Here is a 19,236-nt window from a genome sequence, read left to right as displayed (position 1 = left end):
CCAGCTGATGCCACGCAGTCGTGGCAAACATGAGGATAAAAACATGGCTACCACCACCCTTGGGGTCAAACTTGACGACCCGACCCGCGAACGCCTCAAGGCCGCCGCGACCTCGATTGATCGCACGCCGCACTGGCTGATCAAGCAGGCAATCTTCAATTACCTGGAAAAACTCGAGGGTGGTGCAACCCTGACCGAGCTGAGCGGTTTGACCAAGGATTCCGACGACAGCATCGACGCGCCTCTGGATCACGCCCACCAGTGCTTCCTCGAATTCGCCGAAAGCATCCTGCCGCAATCGGTACTGCGCGCCTCGATCACCGCCGCTTACCGTCGCCCTGAGCCGGAAGTCGTGCCGATGCTGATCGAGCAGGCGCGCCTGCCGGCACCGATGTGCGACGCCACCAACAAACTCGCCGCCTCGATTGCTGAAAAACTGCGCAACCAGAAGAGCGCCGGCGGCCGTGCCGGCATCGTTCAGGGCCTGCTGCAGGAATTCTCCCTATCGTCCCAGGAAGGCGTGGCACTGATGTGCCTGGCCGAAGCGCTGCTGCGCATCCCGGACAAAGGCACCCGCGACGCCCTGATCCGCGACAAGATCAGCACCGGCAACTGGCAGCCGCACTTGGGCAACAGCCCGTCGTTGTTCGTCAACGCTGCCACCTGGGGCTTGCTGCTGACCGGCAAACTGGTGTCGACCCACAACGAAGCCGGCCTGACGTCGTCCCTGAGCCGCATCATCGGCAAGAGCGGCGAGCCGATGATCCGCAAGGGCGTCGACATGGCCATGCGCCTGATGGGCGAGCAGTTCGTGACCGGCGAAACCATCGCCGAAGCCCTGGCCAACGCCAGCAAGTTCGAAGCCAAGGGCTTCCGCTATTCCTACGACATGCTGGGTGAAGCCGCACTCACCGAACACGACGCGCAGAAGTACCTGGCCTCGTACGAACAAGCCATCCACTCGATCGGCAAAGCCTCCCACGGCCGCGGGATTTATGAAGGCCCGGGCATTTCGATCAAGCTGTCCGCCCTACACCCGCGCTATAGCCGTGCGCAGTACGAGCGCGTGATGGATGAGTTGTACCCACGCCTGCTGTCGCTGACCCTGCTGGCCAAGCAATATGACATCGGCCTGAACATCGATGCCGAAGAAGCCGACCGCCTCGAGCTGTCGCTGGATCTGCTCGAGCGCCTGTGCTTCGAGCCGCAACTGACTGGTTGGAACGGTATCGGTTTCGTGATCCAGGCTTACCAGAAGCGTTGCCCGTACGTGATCGACTACGTGATCGACCTGGCTCGCCGCAGCCGTCATCGCCTGATGATCCGCCTGGTAAAAGGCGCGTACTGGGACAGCGAAATCAAGCGCGCCCAGGTCGAAGGCCTGGAAGGCTACCCGGTCTATACCCGCAAGGTGTACACCGACGTCTCCTACATCGCTTGCGCCCGCAAACTGCTGTCGGTACCGGAAGTCATCTACCCGCAGTTCGCCACGCACAACGCCCACACCCTGTCGGCCATTTATCACATCGCCGGTCAGAACTATTACCCGGGCCAGTACGAGTTCCAGTGCCTGCACGGCATGGGTGAACCACTGTACGAACAGGTTGTAGGCAAAGTTTCCGAAGGCAAGCTGAACCGTCCGTGCCGTGTGTACGCTCCAGTCGGCACCCACGAAACCCTGCTGGCTTACCTGGTGCGTCGTCTGCTGGAAAACGGCGCGAACACCTCGTTCGTCAACCGCATCGCCGACCAGTCGATTTCCATCCAGGAACTGGTAGCCGATCCGGTAGCCAGCATCGAGCAGATGGCAACCGTGGAAGGTGGCTTCGGTCTGCCGCACCCGCGCATTCCACTGCCGCGTGATCTGTATGGCTCCGAGCGCGCCAACTCCAGCGGCATCGACATGGCCAACGAACATCGCTTGGCGTCCCTGTCCTGCGCGCTGCTCGCTACCGCGCACAACCACTGGAAAGCGGCGCCGATGCTCGGTTGCGCCTCCAGCACCGAAGCACCGGCACCGGTCTTGAACCCATCCGATCTGCGTGATGTGGTCGGCCATGTGCAGGAAGCGACCGTCGAAGACGTCGACAACGCGATCCAGTGCGCCCTCAACGCTGCGCCGATCTGGCAGGCCACGCCGCCCGCCGAACGCGCCGCGATCCTGGAACGTGCTGCTGATTTGATGGAAGCCGAGATCCAGCCGCTGATGGGCCTGTTGGCCCGAGAAGCCGGCAAGACTTTCGCCAACGCCATCGCCGAAGTGCGTGAAGCCGTGGACTTCCTGCGTTATTACGCGGTGCAGGCACGCAACGATTTCACCAACGACGCTCACCGTCCGCTAGGCCCAGTGGTGTGCATCAGCCCGTGGAACTTCCCGCTGGCAATCTTCAGTGGCCAGGTGGCTGCCGCACTGGCTGCCGGTAACCCGGTATTGGCCAAGCCTGCGGAGCAAACGCCGCTGGTCGCTGCTCAAGCCGTGCGCCTGCTGCTCGAAGCCGGGATTCCGGAAGGCGTGCTGCAACTGCTGCCGGGTCGCGGTGAAACCGTCGGTGCCGGCCTGGTCGGCGACGATCGCGTCAAAGGCGTGATGTTCACCGGTTCCACCGAAGTCGCGCGCTTGCTACAACGCAACATCGCCGGCCGCCTGGACAGTCAGGGTCGTCCGATCCCGCTGATCGCCGAAACCGGTGGCCAGAACGCAATGATCGTCGACTCTTCGGCACTGACCGAACAAGTGGTGATCGACGTGGTTTCCTCGGCATTCGACAGCGCCGGTCAGCGTTGCTCTGCCCTGCGCGTCCTGTGCCTGCAGGAAGATTCCGCAGACCGCGTCATCGAAATGCTCAAGGGCGCCATGGCCGAAAGCCGTCTCGGCAACCCTGAGCGACTGTCCGTGGACATCGGCCCGGTGATCGACGCCGAAGCCAAGGCTGGCATCGAGAAGCACATCCAGGCCATGCGTGACAAAGGTCGCAGCGTGTACCAGGTGGCCATCGCCGATGCCGAAGAAGTCAAACGCGGCACCTTCGTGATGCCAACGCTGATCGAACTGGAAAGCTTCGACGAACTGCAACGGGAGATCTTCGGCCCGGTACTGCACGTGGTCCGCTACAAGCGCAAGGACATCGATCAACTGATCGGTCAGATCAACGCTTCCGGCTACGGCCTGACCCTGGGCGTGCACACCCGCATCGACGAGACTATCGCCAAGGTGATCGACAACGTCAACGCCGGTAACGTCTACGTCAACCGCAACATTGTGGGTGCCGTGGTCGGCGTGCAACCGTTCGGCGGCGAAGGCCTGTCGGGTACCGGCCCGAAAGCCGGCGGCCCGCTGTACCTGTACCGCCTGCTGTCGACCCGTCCTGCGGATGCGATCGAACAATCCTTCGCTCGCGGTGATGCTGCCGCAGCACCGGACGTTCGTCTGCGCGACGCCATGAGCAAGCCGCTGACCGCCCTGAAAGCCTGGGCCGACAGCAACAAGTCCGCCGACCTGAGCACCCTGTGCGTGCAGTTCGCCGCGCAATCGCAAAGCGGTATCACCCGCGTCCTGGCCGGCCCGACCGGCGAGCGCAACAGCTATGCGATCCTGCCGCGTGAACACGTGCTGTGCCTGGCGGAAGTCGAAGGCGATCTGCTGACGCAATTGGCGGCTGTGTTGGCTGTCGGTGGTTCGGCGGTGTGGCCGGAAACGGACTTGAGCAAGGCCTTGTTCGCACGCCTGCCGAAGGACATTCAGGCACGCATCAAGCTGGTTTCCGACTGGAACAAGGACGAAGTGGTGTTTGATGCGGTTGTGCATCACGGCCATTCCGACCAGTTGCGTGCGGTGTGCCAGCAGGTTGCCAAGCGTGCCGGCGCCATCGTCGGCGTGCAGGGTCTGTCACAAGGCGAAACCAACATTGCGCTGGAGCGTTTGGTGATCGAGCGGGCGTTGAGCGTCAACACTGCGGCGGCGGGTGGTAATGCCAGTTTGATGACCATCGGCTAAACCCGATAAACCGGGCAGCCGCAATGGCTGCCCGGCGTGCAAAATCCCTGTGGGAGCGAGCCTGCTCGCGAAGACGGAGTGTCAGTCGGCTTCAATGTTGTCTGACTCACCGCTTTCGCGAGCAGGCTCGCTCCCACATTTGCATTGTGGTGCCTGCTAAGTCGCTGCTCTACCCCACCATCACCCTCATCAATCATCCTGTTCAGTCTTTATTCCCACGCCTAGACTCGGCCCATTCCAACAAAAGGTAGGCCGCCATGTCCGAGACGTTGCTCAGTTCCCGCAATCTGGCTTTCGAGCTGTATGAAGTCCTCGATGCCGAGGGCCTGACCCAGCGTGAGCGTTTCGCCGAGCACAACCGCGAAACCTTCGATGCGGCCATTGGCACCGCCCGCAGCATCGCCGAGAAGTTCTTCGCCCCGCACAATCGCAAGGGCGACGAGAACGAGCCGCGCTACGAGAACGGTCAGGCGATTCTAATTCCGGAAGTGAAACCGGCGGTGGACGCCTTCCTCGAAGCCGGTTTCCTCAATGCCGCGCGCAGTTTCGACGCTGGTGGCATGCAGCTTCCTACGCTGCTGTCCCAGGCCTGCTTCGCGCACTTTCAATCGGCCAACGCGGCTTCGACGTCGTACCCGTTCCTGACCATGGGCGCGGCCAATCTGATCGAAAGCTTCGGCACCGATGAGCAGAAGCACCGCTTCCTGCAGCCGATGATTGATGGCCGTTTCTTTGGCACCATGGCCCTGACCGAACCCCACGCGGGCTCATCGCTGTCGGATATTCGTACCCGCGCGGAACCTGCGTCCGACGGTACTTATCGACTCAAGGGCAACAAGATCTTCATCTCCGGTGGCGATCACCCGCTGTCGGAAAACATCGTGCACATGGTGCTGGCCAAGCTACCGGACGCGCCGGCCGGGGTGAAGGGCATATCGCTGTTTATCGTGCCCAAGTTCCTGGTCAATGACGATGGCAGCCTCGGCAAGCGCAACGATGTGTTGCTGGCCGGGCTGTTCCACAAGATGGGCTGGCGCGGCACTACGTCCACTGCGCTGAACTTCGGCGATAACGGCGAGTGCGTCGGCTATCTGGTGGGCAAGCCGCACCAGGGCTTGAGCTACATGTTCCAGATGATGAACGAAGCACGGATCGGCGTCGGCATGGGTGCGGTGATGCTCGGTTACGCCGGCTATCTGTACTCGCTGGAATATGCCCGTGAGCGTCCGCAGGGCCGCGTACCGGACAGCAAGGACCCGAACACCGCGCCGGTGGCGATCATCCAGCACGCCGACGTCAAACGCATGCTGCTGACACAAAAGGCTTACGTCGAAGGCTCGTTCGACCTCGGCCTGTACGCGGCGCGGCTATTCGATGACACATCGACGCTTGCGACCGAAGCCGAACGCAAGCAGGCCCATGAACTGCTGGACCTGCTGACGCCGATCGTCAAATCCTGGCCGTCGGAGTTCTGCCTGAAGGCCAACGAACTGGCGATCCAGATCCTCGGCGGCCACGGCTACACCCGCGAATACCCGGTGGAGCAGTACTACCGCGACAACCGCCTGAACCCGATCCATGAAGGCACCCACGGCATTCAGTCACTGGACCTTTTGGGCCGCAAACTGGCGCAAAACGGCGGCGCCGGGCTCAAGCAGCTGATTCGCCTGATCGCCGACACCGCCGAGCGCGCCCAGGCGTTTGATTCGCTGACGCCGCTGCGCGAACCGCTGGAGAAACTGGTGGCGCGCCTGCAAACCGTGACCATCAGCCTGCTGACTGATTTGGCCCAAGGCAAGGTCAACAGCAGCCTGGCGAACTCGGCGCTATACCTGAAGGTGTTTGGTCACACTGTGATCGGCTGGCGCTGGCTGGAGCAGGCGATCCGTGCCGAAGAAGGTTTAGCCAAGGGTAATGCGGCGGATGTGGCCTTCTATAAAGGCAAGTTGCAGGCGGCGCGCTACTTCCTGACCTGGGAAGTGCCGGGTTGCCACCATGAGCTGGCGATTCTTGAAGCTCGGGATGATGTTTGCCTGGGGATGCAGGATGAGTGGTTCTGATCCCGGATCTATGGTGTAGCTGAAATCCAATCGCGAGCAGGCTCGCTCCTACAGGTATCTCTGTTGATCACAAATCCTGTGTTCAACACCCAAACCCTGTGGGAGCGAGCCTGCTCGCGATGGCGTCAGCACTATCAACACATCACTTCAACTTGAACCCACCCATCTGCCGCGCCAGATCATCCGCCAACCGCTGCAACGTCTGGCAATCATCCCGACAAGCCCTGACCTCCCCCGCCGTCGCTCGGGCCAGATCGGAAATGCCCTGCACGTTGCGGTTGATCTCTTCGGTCACCGCCGATTGCTCTTCCGTCGCCGCCGCCACCTGATGGTTCATGTCGCTGATGCGTTCCACTTGCCCGGTAATCGCGGTCAACGAGGCGCCGGTACGCTGGCTCGACTCGACACCCGTGCCCGTCGCGGCTTGCCCGGAATGCATCGACGACACCGCGTTTTCCGCACCTTGCTTGAGGCTGCCGATCATCTGCTGGATTTCATCGGTGGACGATTGCGTGCGCCGCGCCAGGGTGCGCACTTCATCGGCAACCACGGCAAACCCACGCCCCATATCCCCGGCCCGCGCCGCTTCGATGGCGGCGTTGAGCGCCAGCAGGTTGGTCTGCTCGGAAATCCCGCGGATCACCGCCAGCACCTGGTCGATCGACGCCACCTGATGCGCCAATTCACCCACAGCGCTGGCGGCGACACCGATTTCGTCGGACATGCTTTCAATATGCCGGATCGAGCCACCCACCACTTCCCGTGCCTGCATCGCCTCATCCCGAGCCGTTTGCGACGCGACCGCCGCATTGCCGGCGTTTTGGGCGATTTCCTGAACGGTCAGGCCCATTTCGTGAACCGCAGTGGCGACCATGTCGGTCATTTCCTGTTGGCGACCGGAGCGTTCAGCGGTGTTATCCACGACCCGTGCAACCTGACCGACAGCGGTGCGCAGTCGCTCGCTGGTGGTCAGTACTTCGCCGATCATGTCGCGCTGGCTATCCAGGAACCGATTGAAACCGCGAGCCAGATCGCCCAGTTCGTCGGCACGGCTGGAATCTAACCGGCGGGTCAAATCTCCACCACCGCTACCGATGGCAACCAGTGCCGCTGTTACCTGACAAATCGGTCGTACCAACCCACGGGCCAGCAACACCACCAGCAGCAGGCACACAATCGCCACCGCCAGGCCGATACCGCCGCTCATCCACATGGCGCGGCGGGCTTCGGCGTAGATCTGCGATTGCGGCACTTCGGCCACCAGTGTCCAGCCGAGATCACGCAATGGCAGGCTTAACGCGAGGAAGTCTTCACCGTCACGCTGGAAGCTTTGGCTAGTGGCGGATTTTTGACTCATTACTGCTTGTGCCGCCGCAGCGCCTATTTGTTCCGTAAGGTTGCGTTTGCCGCTGAATTGCGCCTCGGGATGCACCTGGATCAAACCGTCGGAACGCACGAGATAGACCTTGCCGCGCTCTCCGAAGCTGAAGTTGTGGATCAGCTCCGAGAGCTCTTTCATGCTCAGGCCAAGCCCGGCAACACCCACGACTTTACCGGCTTGCTCGACTTTGAAGTCGATGAAAAGCGCCAATTCTCCGGTGGCCGTGTCGTTATCGATGTTGAGAGTGCGCGGCTGGTTGCTGTCGAGGAACGAGTAGAACCAGGCGTCTTTCGGATTGGAACGACTGAGGGTCCGGTCCAGGCCTTTTTCGGTGAAGTAATGATTGGACGCGGTGCCGACAATAATCGCGGTAAAGGCCTTGTGCTCGGCGCGAACACCTTCGAGATAGGTAGTGAACGTGCCGGCCTGGGCACTGTCTTCACCCCCGGCCAGCCAGTCGCGCACCATGCTGTTGCTGGCGATGTCCTTGGCGGCGGTGAGCGGTTGGACAAGGATGCGTTCGATGTCGTTGCGCATCGCTTCGATGCTCGACGGCAAGGCCTGCTCGACCAGATAGCTCTGGGCGAGGCGGTTGACCACCAGGGTATAAATGCCCACCACGATCAGAATACTGACCAGCAAGGCGCTGCCCATACTCAGGATCAACTGCCATTGAATACTGCGTCGCCAGAACTGCATGGAGCACCCCCAAAGAATAAGAGGCTGAAACACTGCAACAGCCGTGCCGATTGTATACAAACAAACCGACAATTTTATCTTTTGTTGTGCACATAGCTGATCAGGCCTGATCGAGTGGATGCCCCCATGCCGTACTCAATACCCTACGCATTGGAAACACCCGCCCTGGACCTGGGCTGGCCACGTTTGGAAAAATCCGAAGCCATCAGGTTTTCCAGTTCTGGAGACCGATTTAGAGACATCAACCCACACATAAACAGTAACGTCTAGAAAACTGGTAACGGGTATATATGCTTATTGCGATTTTGACATTTAAGTAACCTCAGAAGCACCTGACCACACGTAATGACAGGTCATTAATCGGTAACACCAACTTCAAGGCTATAAAAATTATTTGATAAACGCCCTTCTTCGCTTCTCCATTCGATTAAGCTTGGACTAATAGTCATCTTATTCGGCGAACCTTGACAGTTCAAAAACGGAGGGGACTGCCTATAATTTTGAACATGTCATTTAATTACGAAGATCGCTACTACTTTACCCTGGTCAATCTTTGAACGCTGGAGCGCCATCAAATAATAAAAGTTTGAAACACTTCAATCGCCGCGCCAGCTATATATAAATAAATAAATTTTGCCGCAACGCGAGAATCCAATGCACAGAGACATACCCCCCTGCACCTACACAACTACCAGATATAACAGTAGTGCAGTCACTCAAAAAATCTTAAGATTTAGCCATCTTACAGCAACAACACTGAGGTAGAGCGTGAATACTGAAAACCTGAAAGTTGAAAGCCGCAATGAAATCCTATTGAACACAATGCTCAAGCATGTGCAGGTGGGTGAGATCATCTCTCAAGTTGATGGTGATTTCTTTGTACTCACAAAAACATTCATCGATACGCCTGAAGGATTTGAAATCGAAATCGCACTCGCGCAAAAAACCATCAAATCCTCACCGTTCATTAACTACGGGGAAATGCTTGAATTGATCACCCAAGGCGACGTCCTGAACATGGATAACAGGATTCGAAAGGTCGTCAAAAAAGTGTTTAACCAATCAGGAGACAAATACTCTCCCATGCTTTATTTGGGCCCTGTCAAGGTTTGACGCAACCTGAAGAGCTTGAGGGCGCTCGATGCATACAATATGCAGGCGCCCCACCCGCACAACCATCAGCCCTGATTGATGGTCTTGGCGATCGTCTCAACCGTGGCGCTGACTTGCTCTTGGTAACGGTCGAGTTCGAGCTTGTGCTGTTTCTGCATTTCGATCTGCTGGGAGCACAGATTCATCGCCGCCAGCACCAGCAGTCGGTCACCGATCAGCGTCGGGTACTTCCTCTTGGTTTCGGCCAGGGCTGCCTTCAACATCATCGCGGCGTCCAGCAGGGTTTGTTCTTCCCCGACCGGTGCCTTGATCGAATAGTCCTCCCCCAGGATCGAGACGACTTTTACCCCTGCGGCGTTGTAACTCATGCGCTGACAGGGCCTGCGCTGACGCGCTCAACCAGGGCCTGGATGCGAGCCGCCGTGGCGCCTTGCTTCTCTTCGTGTTCCATCAGGCTCAGTTGCAGGCTTTCGTTTTCATCTTTGGCCTGGGCCAGTTCCGCGGTCAGGTTCTGGTTCTGTTGCACCAGGTCGCTGACCAGTTGTTCCAATTGGCTTAGGGATGCTTCCAACATTTTGATTTTCCGGGCTTTTTCAAAGGGCGCGTACGATAAAGAAAAGTCACCCTGGATGCCAGGGTTATACAGGCGCAAAGCCTTGATTTTGCTGACGAGTGACCTTTCTCGCGAACTGTAGAGACTGTATTTGCCCGATCTGGTTCCTGCACTTCGTCGCCGTGGCGTTTGTGCGACACCCCTGCTGCGGATTTCCGCCTCCCTCCATTTGGCCTCTCTGACCCGGCAGAACAATGAAATCGAACGGGACGCCACGGCGGACAACGAAATCAATAAATATACCCACACCCTCATTTCACCCCATCCAACTTACCTCTATTCGACGTCACAACGCCAATTCAATATAAAGAAAATAGCACACTGAAGAACTCTGCACTTCAGACAAGCCCCGACAAGCTTAAATAAGTATTCAAACCACCCACCAACACAATAAAACAACCAAGAAACACCTCGAATAAAACCCGCGCTCGCAATGACAATTAAGACCATGGAATAATTTATTCACCGCCGAATAGCGGATCAAACTAAAAACTCATCAAAAAAACTTTATTTACATACCCAACGAGAGTTGACTCATCATGATAGACAATCAAAAAAACTTCACCCCTCCTACTTCAGTAACTGCAGACCCCGCTCCACAGCACACTGCTACCACAACAAGCCCTGGCATTACCTTGACATCAAACGATAGAGGCGGCGTCACCTATGGCATCGTCGAATTTCTCGAGGTGTCCAGAAAACCTCAATACATCTCTAACTTCGAAACTGGTAAAGACCGCATCGACATGTCAATAGCCCTAAAAAATGCCGGAGTGAGCTCATTGAATTTTAATCTTTCGGACATCTCTGAATTCAAGAACCCAGGTGATGCTTTTCTGGATTACTTACCTCACAACAATCAGAGCAATATTCTCGTAAAAGGTCAAAGCGCTAAATCAATGATGGTCATTTCGGTGACAGGCCTCGTACGCCTGGGAGATATCGTCGATTCTGGATGGTCCTGACACATCGTAGTAAACAATCTGCCAGTGCTTATCAAAAGCGGACTCAAAGATCCAGCAAGACAGCCGCTTTATCCTTGAAAGCCTATTGACCTTTGCCAATTAAAAATCCAACTCAATTTAAGTCCGGGGCGGAAAACCAATGCCCCGCTCGAATGGATCTTTCATCGACGCAACAGTAAGCCAAACATAGAGACAGCACCTGAGCAGGCGCCATCAAAACCTTTTTTGACAGCGACGCAATTCAACAGGTTAGAATCGCTGGCACGCAGACTGCATGGTCAGTTTGCGCCCGCCTTTCAGCTTTCTGGAGTACTGCCTTTGAATGCGACGACCATCAACAGCCTGTTCTTGATCGGCGCGTTGCTGGTAGGTGCGAGCATTCTGGTGAGCTCACTTTCGTCCCGTCTCGGTATCCCGATTCTGGTGATTATCCTGGCCGTCGGCATGGCGGCCGGTGTCGATGGCGCCGGCATTCTTTTTGATAACTACCCCACGGCTTATCTGGTCGGCAACCTCGCGCTGGCGGTGATCCTGCTCGACGGCGGCTTGCGCACCCGGGTGTCGAGTTTCCGCGTGGCGTTATGGCCGGCGCTGTCCCTGGCCACGGTCGGGGTACTGATTACCACCGGGCTGACCGGCATGGCGGCCGCGTGGTTGTTCAACCTGAACCTGATCCAGGGTCTGCTGATCGGCGCCATCGTCGGCTCCACCGACGCCGCGGCGGTGTTCTCGCTATTGGGTGGCAAAGGCCTGAACGAACGGGTAACCGCCAGCCTTGAAATCGAATCCGGCAGCAACGACCCGATGGCGGTGTTCCTCACTGTCACCCTGATCGACATGCTCGCCAGCGGCCAGACCGGCCTGCACTGGAGCCTGCTGACCCACCTGTTGCGCGAATTCGGCATCGGCGGCGTCATTGGTCTCGGTGGCGGTTGGCTCATGCTGCAACTGGTCAATCGCATCAACCTGGCCACCGGTTTGTATCCGATTCTGGTGATTGCCGGCGGCCTGGTGGTATTTGCCCTGACCAACGCCCTGCACGGCAGCGGCTTCCTTGCCGTGTACCTCTGCGGTCTTGTAATCGGCAACCGTCCGGTGCGCAGCCGCCACGGCATTCTGCACATGCTCGACGGCATGGCCTGGCTGGCGCAGATCGGCATGTTCCTGGTGCTGGGGCTGCTGGTGACGCCTCACGATCTGCTGCCTATTGCCTTGCCGGCACTGGCCCTGGCGCTGTGGATGATTCTGTTTGCCCGGCCACTGTCGGTGCTGGTTGGCCTGCTGCCGTTCAAGGCGTTCCATGGTCGCGAGAAAGCGTTCATTTCCTGGGTCGGCTTACGCGGCGCGGTTCCGATCATCCTGGCGGTGTTCCCGTTGATGGCCGGCCTGCCCAACGCCCAGCTCTATTTCAACCTCGCGTTCTTTATCGTGCTGGTGTCGCTGCTGGTTCAGGGCACGAGCCTGCCGTGGGTCGCCAGGTTGTTGAAAGTAACGGTGCCCCCGGAACCTGCACCCATCTCGCGTTCGGCCCTGGAAGTGCACGTCACCAGCGAGTGGGAGCTGTTCGTTTATCGCCTCGGCGCGGAAAAATGGTGCATCGGTTCACCCCTGCGCGAGCTGAAAATGCCCGAAGGCACCCGTATCGCCGCCCTGTTTCGTGGCCAACAATTGCTCCATCCGTCGGGTAGTACGGTGCTCGAAGTCGATGATTTGCTGTGTGTTATCGGCCATGAACACAACCTGCCGGCCCTCGGAAAACTCTTCAGCCAGGCGCCACAACGGGGCCTCGATCTGCGCTTCTTCGGCGACTTCGTACTCGAAGGAGACGCCCAGCTGGGCGCGGTTGCGGCCCTCTATGGCCTGAAGGTCGAGGGCATCGATCCGGACATGTCCCTGGGCCACTTCATTGCCCAGAAAGTCGGCGGCGCACCGGTGGTGGGTGACCAGGTGGAATGGAACAACACCATCTGGACCGTGGCGGTCATGGAGGGGAACAAGATCGGCAAAGTGGGCGTCAGATTCCCCGAAGGAAGTCGCCCGGGTCCCGGACTCTTCCTCTAAACTGCTTCCACTATCACTTGCTTGACCGGTCTTTATGCCTAACCTGCGCTCCATTTTCGCCATTGCCCTTTTGGGCTTGAGTCTCTCTGTCGGCACCCTTGGTTTATCGCAAGCGGCGCAAGCGGCCGAACCGCCTTCCAGCGAAGCCGTGCAGGCGAGCCTGGACAAGATCGCCGACCGCAAACTGCCGGAAGCCGATCAGAAGGCCCTGCAAACCGTCCTGCAAAGCACGCTGAACCAGCTCAACAACAAGCGTGACTACGAGCAGAAACTGGCCGCACTCAAACAGCAATTGAACAGTGCGCCCAAACAGACGATCGAGAACCAGCGTGAACTGACCCGCCTCAAGGCCAGTACCGTGGTGCCGGTGGCGCAGCGTTTCGCCAAGGAACCGATCCAGCAGCTGGAGCAATTGCTCAGTGAGCGCTCCACCCAGCAAAGCGACCTGCAAAAAGCCCTGGCCGATGCCAACAGCCTGATCATCACCGCCCAGACCCGCCCCGAGCGCGCCCAGGCGGAGATATCCAGCAGCCAGACGCGCATTCAGCAGATCAACACCATCCTCAAGAACGGCAAGGACGCCGGCAAGGCTTTGAGCACCGAACAGCGCGACCAGCTCAACGCCGAGCTTGCAGCGCTGAACGCCCTGATCCCGCTGCGGCGCCAGGAACTGGCCGGCAATACCCAATTGCAAGACCTCGGCAACAGCCAGCATGACCTGTTATCGGAGCGATCCGACCGCCTGGATCGGGAAATCCAGGAGCTGCAAACCCTGATCAACCAGAAGCGTCTGGCGTTGTCCCAGGAAACGGTCACCCAGCAATCCATCGAAGCGCAGAAGGCTGGCGGCAGCAGCCTGCTGGCCACCGAAAGCGCGACCAACCTGAAGCTTTCGGACTACCTGCTCAAAAGCACCGACCGCCTGAACGAAGTCACCCAGCAGAACCTGCAGACCAAGCAACAACTGGACAGCCTGACCCAGAGCGATGCGGCCCTGGACGAGCAAATCAACGTGCTTAAAGGCAGCCTGCTGCTCTCGAAGATTCTCTACAAACAGAAACAGGCGTTGCCGCGCCTGCGGCTCGACCGCAACCTGGCCGATCAGATCGCCGACATTCGCCTGTATCAGTTCGAAGTCAGCCAGCAACGGGAATTGCTGAGCAATCCGGCCACCTACGTCGAAAACCTGCTGTCGACCCAGCCGCCCGAGCAAGTCACGCCGCAGCTGCGCAAGAGCCTGATGGAACTGGCCACCACCCGCGCCGACCTGCTGGAACGCCTCAATCGCGAACTGAGCGCGGTGCTCAATGAATCCATCACCCTGCAACTGAACCAGAAGCAATTGCTCAGCACCGCGCAAAGCCTGCGGGCGACGCTTGATGAGCAGATGTTCTGGATTCCCAGCAACAAGCCGCTGGACCTGGAGTGGATTCACAATGTGCCGGATCGCCTGCAGCGTCAGCTCGATTCGCTGCCGGTACTTTCAAGCCTGAGCGAACTGACCGACGGCCTGACCCAGCGCCCCCTGCTGTTCCTGCCGCTGGCGCTGCTGATCGGCGCGCTGCTGTGGCGGCGCAAGAATCTGTACGCGCGACTGAACAAGGTTCACCAGGACATCGGTCACTTCAAACGCGATAGCCAGTGGCACACGCCGCAGGCGATTCTGATCAATATTCTGCTGGCGATGCCGGTTTCCCTGGGCCTCGCCTTGTGCGGGCTGGCCCTGCGAATCGACGCCCGTGGGCAGAACGCCAATATGGGCGCGGCGCTGCTGCAAATGGCTGGGGCCTGGCTGGTGTTCTACACCGCCTACCGGATCCTCGCGCCGGGTGGTGTGGCAGAACTGCATTTCCGCTGGGAAAAGCCCCAGGTGGAGTTCCTGCGCCGATGGATCCGCCGCCTCGGCATCGTGGTGATGGCACTGGTGACCGTAGTCGCCGTTGCCGAACTGCAACCGGCGGCGCTGGCCGATGACGTGATCGGCATGCCGGTGGTGCTCATCTGCTACGCCTTGATGACTTTGCTGCTCAGCCGTTTGCTCATCAGCAGCCCGACCCACGAAAACGCCTCGCTGTTCCGCAAACTGGTGGGGATCCTGTTCACCGCCCTGCCCGTCGCGTTGTTCGTGGCGGTGTGCTTCGGCTACTACTACACCGCACTGAAGCTCAGCGACCGCTTGATCAACACCCTGTACCTGCTGATGTTCTGGCTGGTGATCGAAGCCACTTTCGTGCGCGGCCTCAGCGTGGCGGCCAGGCGTCTGGCCTACCAGCGCGCCCGGGCCAAACGACTGGCCGCCAAGGAGGCCGGCGATGGCGAAGCCGTGATCGAAGAGCCGACCATGGACATCGAGAAGGTCAACGAACAGTCCCTGCGCCTGATCCGTCTGGCGCTGCTCGGCGGCTTCATGGCGGCACTGTATTGGGTCTGGGCCGACCTGATCACGGTGTTCTCGTACCTGGACAACATCACCCTCTACGAATACACCAGCGGTACCGGCGCCAACATGAGCATGGTACCGATCAGCATCGGCGACATGCTCGGCGCGCTGATCATCATCGGCATCACCTTCGCCCTGGCGCGCAACCTGCCGGGGCTGCTGGAAGTGTTCGTGCTATCCAAGCTCAACCTGGCCCAGGGCAGCGCCTACGCGACCACCACGTTGCTGTCGTATGTGATCGCCGGCGTCGGTTTCGTCTCGACGCTGTCGACCCTCGGCGTGAGCTGGGACAAGTTGCAATGGCTGGTGGCGGCGCTGTCGGTCGGCCTCGGTTTCGGCATGCAGGAAATCTTCGCCAACTTCATTTCCGGCATCATGATCCTGTTCGAACGTCCGGTGCGGATCGGTGACACCATCACCATCGGCAACCTGTCGGGCACGGTGAGCAAGATTCGCATCCGTGCCACGACAATCACCGACTTCGACCGCAAGGACATCATCGTCCCGAACAAGACGTTCATTACCGGGCAACTGATCAACTGGTCGCTGACCGACACCATCACACGGGTAACCCTCAAGCTCGGCGTCGACTACGGCTCGGACCTGGACCTGGTGAAAGAGTTGTTGCTCAAGGCCGCCCGGGATAACCCGCGCGTACTGAAAGACCCGGAACCGCACGTGTACTTCCTGAACTTCGGCGAAAGCACCCTCGATCACGAACTGCGCATGCACGTGCGCGACCTCGGCGACCGCAACCCGGTGCTCGATGAGGTCAATCGCTTCATCAACCGCGAGTTCAAGAAGCAGCACATCAACATCTCGTTCCGGCAGATGGAGGTCTACCTCAAGAACCTCCACGGCCAGGAATACAAGATGGTGCCGATCGAGCCGGAAGCGAAGACCATCGTGCCGTTGGTCGACGGCAAGCCATCGAAAGAGCCGCCCGCCGCCGAACTCGACTAACCGGCCATTCCCCAGCAGAATGCTCGGACATTCTGCTGGAGCCGGCCCTTGAAAGCCCTCGACGAACTCACTTTCGATAACCGCTTCGACCGCCTGGGCGATGCGTTTTCCGCCCATGTGCTGCCCGAGCCCATCGATAATCCGCGCCTGGTCGTGGCCAGCCCCGCCGCCATGGCGCTGCTGGACCTTGACCCGGCCGAGGCCGAAACCCCGGAGTTCGCCGAACTGTTCAGCGGCCACAAGCTCTGGGCCGACGCGATCCCAAGGGCGATGGTCTATTCCGGGCATCAGTTCGGTTCCTACAACCCGCAACTGGGCGACGGTCGCGGCCTGTTGCTCGGCGAGGTGTACAACGAGGCCGGCGAACACTGGGACCTGCACCTCAAGGGTGCCGGCCAGACGCCATTTTCACGCATGGGCGATGGCCGGGCGGTATTGCGTTCGTCGATCCGCGAATTCCTCGCCTCCGAAGCCCTGAACGCCCTGAACATCCCGACCACCCGCGCCTTGTGCGTAATCGGCTCCGACACCCCGGTGTGGCGTGAAAAGCAGGAGCGCGCGGCCATGGTCCTGCGCCTGGCGCCGAGCCATGTGCGCTTCGGGCACTTCGAATATTTCTACTACACCAAGCGCCCCGAGCAGCAGAAAGAGCTGGGTGATCACGTGCTGGCCATGCACTTCCCGCAGTGCCTGGAACAACCGGAGCCGTACCTGGCGATGTTCCGCGAAGTGGTGGAGCGCAATGCCGAGCTGATTGCCAAGTGGCAGGCCTATGGCTTCTGCCATGGGGTGATGAACACCGACAACATGTCGATCCTGGGCATCACCTTCGATTTCGGCCCATTCGCGTTCCTCGACGACTTCGACGCCAACTTCATTTGCAACCACTCCGACGACCAGGGCCGTTACTCCTTCAGCAACCAGGTGCCGATCGGCCAGTGGAACCTCAGCGCGTTGGCCCAGGCCCTGACGCCGTTCATCAGCGTCGAAGCCCTGCGCGAATCCCTCGGCCTGTACCTACCGCTGTTCCAGGCCCACTACCTGGACCTGATGCGCCGCCGCCTCGGCCTGACCACCGCGGAGGATGACGACCAGAAACTGCTGGAGAACCTGCTGCAACTGATGCAAAACAGCGGCGTGGACTACAGCCTGTTTTTCCGCCGATTGGGTGATGAAGCACCGGAACAGGCCATCACCCGCCTGCGGGACGACTTCGTCGACCTCAAGGGCTTTGACGCCTGGGGCGAGCTCTACGTCGCCCGGGTGGCCCATGAAGGCACGCTTGATCAAGAGCAGCGCCGCCAGCGGATGCACGCGGTCAACCCGCTGTACATCCTGCGCAACTACCTGGCGCAAAAGGCTATCGAGACGGCGCAGAGCGGCGACTACTCGGAAGTCCGCCGACTGCACGGGGTGCTGAGCAACCCGTTCGAGGAACAACCGGGGATGGAAAGCTATGCAGAGAGGCCGCCGGAATGGGGCAAGCATCTGGAGATCAGTTGTTCGTCGTGAGGCGGGTCAGATAAAGACCTCTGCCGACACACCAAAGCGCTCGGCCAGCCAGCGGATCTGTCGCAGGTTGAGCTGGCGCTTGCCGCTCAGAATCTCGGAAACCACAGACTGAGGGCCGATGCCAGGCAGGTCACTCTGACTCAGGCCGTGTTCACGCATCAAGTAACCAAGAACCTCGACCCCGCTAGGCTTCGGCATCGGGTGATGCTTATGGTCCCACTCCTCAATCCAGTCACCGATGATATCCACCAGACTCATCAGCGGGTGAGACTCATCATCGCCAGTCATCTCGAGCAACTCGTCCAGCGCATGCGCCAGCAGGTCATAGTCATCTTCGCTTTTCGGCTTTCGAAGCAGCGGTGAGACGAATTCCCAGTGCTCGGCAACTCTTTTGATCAGGACACTCATGCTCTTTCCTCCTTCCATTTGCCGCGGTCATATTCGCGGTGATCCAGCACATGCTTGATATAAAGCTTTTGCGATCGATATCTGACAAAAGCTATCAGCCGCAATTTGTTGCCACCGATATCGAAAACATGAAACTCACCTACCTTGTCGACAGCAGGGAATGTGGCTCTCATCGCCGCAAAATCCGGCGGTTTGCTTCCTTTGGCTAATTGATACCAATGATCCAGCGCGTTGGCTGCCATTGGCCATTTGGCCTTAGCTTCACGTACTCTTTTTTCGGTGAGAACATGCATGCAACATCCTTATCGCATTTTGCTATGGTGAGTTAATCACAGATCAAAAATATCGCAAGTTGCGATAATCCTTGGCAGACCAGCGGTGTGGCTCGGCACGACCCAGCCTAGTTTCATTGCCGGACACTGCGCGATTGAAAACATGAGCAAACGTCTCCAACTAGGTGTTATCAGCTCCCCATTGGACCTTGCTCATGACCGATCCACTCCTCATCCCCTGCCCCCACTGCAACGGCCTCAACCGCATTCCCGTCGAGCGCCTCAACGACCACCCGAAATGCGGGCGCTGCAAGGCCGAAGTCCTGCTGAACAAACCGTTTGAATTGAAGCAAGGCGACTACGCCAGCCAGATCAAGGGCGATCTGCCGCTGCTGGTGGATGTGTGGGCGGATTGGTGCGGGCCGTGCAAGTCGTTTGCACCGGTATTCGAGCAGGCGGCGGGGCAACTGGCGGGCAAGTGCCGACTGGCCAAACTGGACAGCGAGGCGAACCAGCAGTTGTCGGCGCAGTTGGGGATTCGCTCGATTCCGAGCCTGATCCTGTTCAAGAACGGCCGAGAAGTCGCCCGGCAGAGCGGGGCGTTCCCGTTACCGCAACTGATGAGCTGGTTGCGCACCCAGGGCATCTGAAGCACCACAGACCCTGTGGGAGCGAGCTTGCTCGCGATGAGGGCTTCATATTCAACATCTCTGTTGACTGATAAACCGCTATCGCGAGCAAGCTCGCTCCCACAG

The 19,236-nt window shown here is 59.1% G+C and carries 13 protein-coding genes and 1 pseudogene; 8 read left to right on the top strand and 6 right to left on the bottom strand.

Annotated elements, in window-relative coordinates; all coding sequences use genetic code 11:
* Positions 1-43 precede the first annotated feature (43 nt).
* Positions 44-3,994, top strand: coding sequence for a trifunctional transcriptional regulator/proline dehydrogenase/L-glutamate gamma-semialdehyde dehydrogenase (gene putA / locus AC3ITY_RS02150; protein WP_489307378.1), 3,951 nt, complete (start codon positions 44-46; stop codon positions 3,992-3,994).
* A gap of 257 nt (positions 3,995-4,251) precedes the next feature.
* Complete coding sequence (locus AC3ITY_RS02145) at positions 4,252-6,054, top strand: acyl-CoA dehydrogenase (RefSeq protein WP_489307376.1); 1,803 nt, start codon at positions 4,252-4,254, stop codon at positions 6,052-6,054.
* Between the two features lie 142 nt (positions 6,055-6,196).
* On the opposite strand, the gene AC3ITY_RS02140 is transcribed toward AC3ITY_RS02145, so the two are convergent.
* Together AC3ITY_RS02140 and AC3ITY_RS02135 are read right to left on the bottom strand one after the other, a co-directional pair.
* Positions 6,197-6,928 carry a methyl-accepting chemotaxis protein gene (locus tag AC3ITY_RS02140; RefSeq protein ID WP_411741674.1) on the bottom strand — a complete coding sequence of 244 codons (732 nt, stop codon included), beginning with the start codon at positions 6,926-6,928 and terminating at the stop codon, positions 6,197-6,199.
* A gap of 132 nt (positions 6,929-7,060) precedes the next feature.
* Positions 7,061-8,089: pseudogene (locus tag AC3ITY_RS02135) on the bottom strand (HAMP domain-containing protein); the annotation flags it as partial.
* 813 nt (positions 8,090-8,902) lie between these two features.
* On the opposite strand from AC3ITY_RS02135, the gene AC3ITY_RS02130 reads away from it, so the two are divergent.
* On the top strand, positions 8,903-9,247 hold the full coding sequence (locus tag AC3ITY_RS02130) for a hypothetical protein (RefSeq protein ID WP_489307374.1): 345 nt from the start codon (positions 8,903-8,905) through the stop codon (positions 9,245-9,247).
* A 65-nt stretch (positions 9,248-9,312) separates the two neighbouring features.
* On the opposite strand, the gene AC3ITY_RS02125 is transcribed toward AC3ITY_RS02130, so the two are convergent.
* Both AC3ITY_RS02125 and AC3ITY_RS02120 read right to left on the bottom strand, forming a co-directional pair.
* A complete protein-coding gene (locus AC3ITY_RS02125; protein WP_489307373.1) occupies positions 9,313-9,615 on the bottom strand; it encodes a cell division protein ZapA in 303 nt (100 codons plus the stop codon).
* Positions 9,612-9,821, bottom strand: a complete 210-nt coding sequence (locus AC3ITY_RS02120; protein WP_095943263.1) for a hypothetical protein — start codon at positions 9,819-9,821, stop codon at positions 9,612-9,614. The genes AC3ITY_RS02125 and AC3ITY_RS02120 overlap by 4 nt, the downstream gene beginning before the upstream one ends.
* A gap of 578 nt (positions 9,822-10,399) precedes the next feature.
* Between AC3ITY_RS02120 and AC3ITY_RS02115 the strand changes: the two genes are divergently transcribed.
* From AC3ITY_RS02115 to selO, 4 genes are all read left to right on the top strand, one after another.
* A complete protein-coding gene (locus tag AC3ITY_RS02115) occupies positions 10,400-10,825 on the top strand; it encodes a hypothetical protein (RefSeq protein ID WP_489307372.1) in 426 nt (141 codons plus the stop codon).
* A 318-nt stretch (positions 10,826-11,143) separates the two neighbouring features.
* On the top strand, positions 11,144-12,886 hold the full coding sequence (locus tag AC3ITY_RS02110) for a potassium/proton antiporter (RefSeq protein WP_489307371.1): 1,743 nt from the start codon (positions 11,144-11,146) through the stop codon (positions 12,884-12,886).
* A gap of 34 nt (positions 12,887-12,920) precedes the next feature.
* Positions 12,921-16,289, top strand: a complete 3,369-nt coding sequence (gene mscK / locus AC3ITY_RS02105; protein ID WP_489307370.1) for a mechanosensitive channel MscK — start codon at positions 12,921-12,923, stop codon at positions 16,287-16,289.
* Between the two features lie 48 nt (positions 16,290-16,337).
* Entirely contained in the window at positions 16,338-17,801 is a 1,464-nt protein-coding gene (selO, locus tag AC3ITY_RS02100) for a protein adenylyltransferase SelO (RefSeq protein ID WP_489307369.1), read from the top strand.
* Positions 17,802-17,807: 6 nt separating this feature from the next.
* Here the strand turns inward: selO and AC3ITY_RS02095 are convergent, their stop codons facing one another.
* Positions 17,808-18,209, bottom strand: coding sequence for a helix-turn-helix domain-containing protein (locus tag AC3ITY_RS02095; protein ID WP_223447495.1), 402 nt, complete (start codon positions 18,207-18,209; stop codon positions 17,808-17,810).
* Complete coding sequence (locus tag AC3ITY_RS02090; protein WP_108216275.1) at positions 18,206-18,502, bottom strand: type II toxin-antitoxin system HigB family toxin; 297 nt, start codon at positions 18,500-18,502, stop codon at positions 18,206-18,208. Before AC3ITY_RS02090 ends, AC3ITY_RS02095 begins: the two co-directional genes overlap by 4 nt.
* 194 nt (positions 18,503-18,696) lie before the next feature.
* Between AC3ITY_RS02090 and trxC the strand changes: the two genes are divergently transcribed.
* The gene (gene trxC / locus AC3ITY_RS02085; protein ID WP_489307368.1) at positions 18,697-19,131 is read left to right on the top strand and encodes a thioredoxin TrxC; all 435 of its coding nucleotides are present in this window, start codon (positions 18,697-18,699) and stop codon (positions 19,129-19,131) included.
* The last annotated feature ends 105 nt before the right edge of the window (positions 19,132-19,236 follow it).

The sequence above is a fragment of the Pseudomonas sp. GL_091 genome (assembly GCF_057837725.1).
This window is presented reverse-complemented; position numbering and strand designations above follow the sequence as displayed.

Bases quoted from the DNA above. Each gene is read 5' to 3' on its own strand.
- AC3ITY_RS02140 (WP_411741674.1), bottom strand. From the start codon at position 6,928: ATGGTCGCCACTGCGGTTCACGAAATGGGCCTGACCGTTCAGGAAATC.
- AC3ITY_RS02090 (WP_108216275.1), bottom strand. From the start codon at position 18,502: ATGCATGTTCTCACCGAAAAAAGAGTACGTGAAGCTAAGGCCAAATGG.
- putA (WP_489307378.1), top strand. From the start codon at position 44: ATGGCTACCACCACCCTTGGGGTCAAACTTGACGACCCGACCCGCGAA.
- AC3ITY_RS02115 (WP_489307372.1), top strand. From the start codon at position 10,400: ATGATAGACAATCAAAAAAACTTCACCCCTCCTACTTCAGTAACTGCA.
- AC3ITY_RS02095 (WP_223447495.1), bottom strand. From the start codon at position 18,209: ATGAGTGTCCTGATCAAAAGAGTTGCCGAGCACTGGGAATTCGTCTCA.
- AC3ITY_RS02125 (WP_489307373.1), bottom strand. From the start codon at position 9,615: ATGAGTTACAACGCCGCAGGGGTAAAAGTCGTCTCGATCCTGGGGGAG.
- trxC (WP_489307368.1), top strand. From the start codon at position 18,697: ATGACCGATCCACTCCTCATCCCCTGCCCCCACTGCAACGGCCTCAAC.
- AC3ITY_RS02145 (WP_489307376.1), top strand. From the start codon at position 4,252: ATGTCCGAGACGTTGCTCAGTTCCCGCAATCTGGCTTTCGAGCTGTAT.
- AC3ITY_RS02120 (WP_095943263.1), bottom strand. From the start codon at position 9,821: ATGTTGGAAGCATCCCTAAGCCAATTGGAACAACTGGTCAGCGACCTG.
- mscK (WP_489307370.1), top strand. From the start codon at position 12,921: ATGCCTAACCTGCGCTCCATTTTCGCCATTGCCCTTTTGGGCTTGAGT.